At 42.9% G+C, this 3,516-nt stretch carries 3 protein-coding genes; 2 read left to right on the top strand and 1 reads right to left on the bottom strand.

Going from position 1 to position 3,516, the window contains the following annotated elements; translation table 11 throughout:
* Positions 1-200 precede the first annotated feature (200 nt).
* A complete protein-coding gene (locus tag QZZ35_RS10115; RefSeq protein WP_291237290.1) occupies positions 201-1,901 on the top strand; it encodes an ABC-ATPase domain-containing protein in 1,701 nt (566 codons plus the stop codon).
* Positions 1,902-2,022: 121 nt separating this feature from the next.
* Entirely contained in the window at positions 2,023-2,532 is a 510-nt protein-coding gene (locus tag QZZ35_RS10110; RefSeq protein ID WP_291237289.1) for a ferritin, read from the top strand.
* Positions 2,533-2,589: 57 nt separating this feature from the next.
* On the opposite strand, the gene QZZ35_RS10105 is transcribed toward QZZ35_RS10110, so the two are convergent.
* A partial coding sequence (locus tag QZZ35_RS10105; protein ID WP_291237288.1) for an ATP-binding cassette domain-containing protein occupies positions 2,590-3,516 on the bottom strand: 927 nt, incomplete at its 5' end.

Raw genomic sequence — 3,516 nt, 5'->3', positions numbered from 1 at the left:
GGTCTTTTTTCAGGTTGACAATGAGTTGACGGGAGTAACCTTTTGTTCGAAGAAAGTGTTCAATTTTAATCGGTGAGGTTTGGTCAGACAGGGTGTAGGTAAGTGTTCGATTCATAAAATGCTCCTTTATGTTTTCTGAAAATTATGATATCATAGAATAATACTTGGGTCAAAAGGTCAAAAGATTTTGGAGAATAGAAATGAAAACAGCAGAAGATTTGAGAGCATTATTGCAGCGTATCGACCATAGAAGCTATCCGGCCTATAAGGATTTGCGCGGAAGCTATGATTTTACGGATTATATTTTAAATATTGATCATGTGCAGGGGGATCCCTTTGCTTCACCATCGAAAGTGAGTCTGTGCGTGACCGGAAAGCGTTCGGCGATTCCGGCAAAGTTATATGAAAACAGACAGCGGAGAATCATCCTCCAAGACTATTTGCTCAGACAGTTCGGAATTCAGGCAGATCAGGCAGCCTTTAAGGCAAAAGGTTCAGGAAAAAGCGGTTTGATATCGGTAAGCCGGTGCGGGCAGGAGATTCTTGAGCGGGGGGCATGCAGCATCACTGAAAATACAGGAGATATCCTGCTCCGACTTGAAGTGGGACTTCCGGCCAACGGGCGAACGATCAACAGCAGAGAGGCCATACGGATATTTTTTGAACTGATTCCGGTGTGTGTGGAAAAATCTTTATATTATAAGGCACTGAACAGTGCTGTTTTAGAGGAAAATGCAAAGCTTGCCGATAATCAGGCATATATTCGGAAATATATGAAAGAACATGATCTTTGTGCCTTTGTTGCCGACGGCTCTATTCTTCCGAGAGAATCGGGGATATCTCAGAAGCCGATGAAAGGCGCCGTCAGATTTAAGTCTCCCTCATCAATGCAGGGTGAGATAGCGGTTCCTCACGGAAATCCGCTGACGGGAATGTTTGTGAAAAAGGGAGTGACGTTGATCGTTGGCGGAGGATATCACGGAAAATCCACGCTTTTAGAGGCTCTTGAGCGCGGCGTTTATGATCATATAGGGGGTGATGGACGGGAATATGTTCTTACGGATGAGAGCGCTTTTAAAATTCGTGCCGAGGATGGAAGAAGTATAAAAAATGTGGATATTTCCATGTTTATTAATGGACTTCCGAATGGAAAGGATACACAGCATTTTCATACGGAGGATGCCAGCGGAAGTACGTCCCAGGCAGCCAATGTGATCGAAGCGATGGAATCGGGCAGCAAGGTTCTTCTCATTGATGAGGATACGAGTGCAACGAATTTTATGATTCGGGATGAACTGATGCAGCTTGTTGTCAGCCGGGAGGCGGAACCGATTACGCCTTATATTGATCGCATCCGGGAGTTGTATGAAATCTATGGAATATCTTCAATTATTGTCGCAGGCAGCTCGGGTTCTTATTTTCATAAGGCAGATCACATTATCCAGATGTGTCGGTACATTCCTGAAGAGATTACAGATCATGCAAAAGCTGTGGCGAAGAAGTATCCATTAACAGGCAATCCTCCTGCTGCATCCAGCCATCCTTCTTTTGACAGAAGACCGGTCAGTGTGGATCGAAAGGGAAATGACCGGACAAAGATCAAGGTCATGGGAAGAGATGGCATTCAGATCAACAGGGAAAATATTGACCTTCGTTACGTGGAGCAGCTGGTGGATGCACAACAGCTTGTCATGCTCGGGTATATGCTTGATTATGCAGGTAAACATCTGATGAATGGCAGACTGAGGATGGATGAGATCGTTGAGAAGTTATGGCACATGGTTTGGGAAAAAGGGATGTCTTCTATATGTGAAAACAGCTATTTATCCTCCGGTTTTGCCATGCCGAGAAAACAGGAAATATTCGCCTGCTTTAATCGGTGCAGAAAACTTAAAATGTGAGGTTTTCTTGACAAAGGGAACGGTGGAAACTATAATAATATCAGCAGAGCTGCAGGCTGGATAAGCTCTGCTGATCGCTATTTTAACGATATATTAAAGTTAATAAGGGAGGAATTATCTTATGGATAAGAAAGTTTCAGCATTAATTAATGATCAGATCAACAAAGAATTATATTCGGCTTATCTTTATCTGGATTTTGCAAATTACTATGGATCTGTAGGTCTGGACGGATTTGAAAACTGGTATCGCATTCAGGCACAGGAAGAACGTGACCATGCAATGCTGTTCTATCAGTATTTACAGAACAACGGCGAAAAGGTGACATTAGAAGCCATCGCAAAACCGGACAAGGTATTAGACAGCCATATGGCTCCGTTGAAAGCCGGATTAGAACATGAACAGTATGTAACTTCCCTCATCAATACGATTTATGAGGCTGCTTTTGAAGTAAAAGATTTCCGCACAATGCAGCTTTTAGACTGGTTCGTAAAAGAACAGGGCGAAGAAGAGAAGAACGCATCTGACATGATCACAAAGATGGAACTTTTCGGTAATGATGCGAAAGGTTTATATATGCTGAATTCTGAACTTGGTGCACGTGTATACTCCGCACCGTCTTTAGTACTTTAATTATAGCGTACATAAAAAAGAAGTCTCCGTACAGAAAGAATCTGACGGAGGCTTTTTTTAGATGATTTTTGTGGACCAGTCCTGACAGTTCCAGACCTGAGTGACCACATCCTGATAAAATTCCGGTTCGTGACAGATTAAAAGGATACTTCCTTTATATTCCTTAAGAGCCCGTTTTAATTCATCTTTTGCGTCCACATCCAGATGGTTTGTCGGCTCATCCAGAAGAAGAATATTGGTTTCTTTATTAATAATTTTGCAAAGGCGTACTTTTGCCTGCTCACCACCGCTTAAAACACGGACCTGGCTTTCGATATGTTTGGTTGTCAGACCGCATTTGGCGAGGGCGGAACGCACTTCATACTGGGTATAGGAAGGAAATTCTTTCCATATTTCTTCAATACAGGTTGTCCGGTTGTCTTTTTCCCCTTCCTGTTCAAAATAACCGATATACTGATAATCACCCAGATGGACAGTGCCCGAATAAGGTTTTGTGAGACCGAGGATACTCTTTAAAAGGGTTGTCTTACCGATACCGTTTGCACCGACAAGGGCAATTTTTTCACCGCGTTCCATTCGTATGTTTAAAGGTGTGGTTAACGGCTCGTCATAGCCGATGACAAGATCATTTGTTTCAAAAATAACCTTTCCGGATGCTCTGGCTGTTTTAAAATTAAATTCCGGCTTTGGTTTTTCTTTTGCAAGCTCGATCAATTCCATATTATCCAGTTTTTTCTGGCGGGACATGGCCATATTTCGTGTAGAGACCCGGGCCTTATTTCGGGCAACAAAATCTTTTAACGCGCTGATTTCCTGCTGCTGACGGTTGTAGGCCGCTTCCAGCTGGGCTTTTTTCATGGCATAGACTTCCTGGAACTTGTCATAATCTCCCGGATAACGGTCAAGATTTTGATTTTCCATGTGGTAGATCAGATTGATGACGCTGTTGAGGAAAGGTATGTCATGGGAAATGAGAATGAAAGC

It is taken from the genome of Frisingicoccus sp. (assembly GCA_016298055.1).
In the GTDB taxonomy this organism is placed as follows: domain Bacteria; phylum Bacillota; class Clostridia; order Lachnospirales; family Lachnospiraceae; genus Frisingicoccus.
The sequence above is the reverse complement of the archived record's forward strand: the minus strand, read 5'-3'. Positions and strand labels throughout refer to the sequence as shown.

Bases quoted from the DNA above. Each gene is read 5' to 3' on its own strand.
- QZZ35_RS10115 (WP_291237290.1), top strand. From the start codon at position 201: ATGAAAACAGCAGAAGATTTGAGAGCATTATTGCAGCGTATCGACCAT.
- QZZ35_RS10110 (WP_291237289.1), top strand. From the start codon at position 2,023: ATGGATAAGAAAGTTTCAGCATTAATTAATGATCAGATCAACAAAGAA.